Annotated in this window: 1 protein-coding gene; it reads right to left on the reverse strand. The window is 74.0% G+C overall.

Annotation, left to right across the window (positions count from 1 at the left end):
- Window positions 1-769, reverse strand: a 769-nt coding sequence (locus tag KBX08_RS33340) for an MFS transporter (protein WP_210787724.1), incomplete at its 3' end; no start/stop codon positions are given.
- Window positions 770-984 lie beyond the last annotated feature (215 nt).

Consider the following 984-nt stretch of genomic DNA (forward strand, 5'->3'; position numbering starts at 1 on the left):
CCCGTCCGCCGGTGCGGACCTGCGACACCCCGGCCCGCAGCGTGTCCCACCACCCCAGGTCACCATCGTCGTCCGGGCTCCCGGGCGGGACGGTGTCCGGCTCGTCTAGCCGGGGTGCCGCGGCAGCCACCGAGCGAGCGGCCGTCGCCGGTTCGGCCACCGGAACGCGTACGGCCCTCGGCGCGCGGTATTCCGGGAAGCGGGTGGCGACGATCGTGGCGAGCAGGCAGGCGAGCACGCTGGCCGCGCCGACCACCGGGTACCCACCGACGCCGAGCACCGGGCCGGCGAGCACTCCGGAGACCACCACGCCCAGCACGCCCGCCGTCCGCGCCCGCCCGAGCACCCGGGCGTACCGTCCGACCGCGCCGAGCCGGTCCAACTCGGTCCAGACCAACGCCTCCAGCGCACCGGAGACCAGTGCGCCACCGGCGCCCCAGAGCAGGAAACCGACAGCGAACGCCGGGTACGACGGCAGCAGCACCCAGAGCGCGAAACCGGCGGCGGCCACCAGCGGGGCGAGGCACAGCAGCAGCCGGCGGGACAGCACGTCGGCCCAGGCGCCGGAGGGCACCTCGAACAGGATGCCGGCGGCGGACCAGATGACGAAGAGCGACGCGATCTGCCCCACCGACAGCCCGGTGTCGGCGAAGAACACCACGTACAGCGGGTAGAGCAGGACGAGGTCACTGAGGAACGCGTACCCGTAGAGAGTCGCCGTCAGCCGACGGACCGCCGGCTCGGGGACGCGCGAAGCGATGAGGGTCATGGGGCCTTCCCGTGGGAGTGGAGACGGACACCGGACGTGCGGTGCCCGTGGTGGCCCACGGGATCGGCCGACGCTGCTGGATCAATGTCGCCAGGTCATGCCCGCGATGCTAGACAACCCGCGCGGCCGCGGCCAGCGCTTTCGGCGTGCCGAGCAGCGCGAACCGTGCCAGGTGAGCGAGGCGGGGGGGCGGACAACGAGAGGCGGGGGGGGGT

This window comes from Micromonospora sp. H61, assembly GCF_018070325.1.
GTDB classification, from domain to species: Bacteria; Actinomycetota; Actinomycetes; order Mycobacteriales; family Micromonosporaceae; genus Micromonospora; species Micromonospora salmantinae.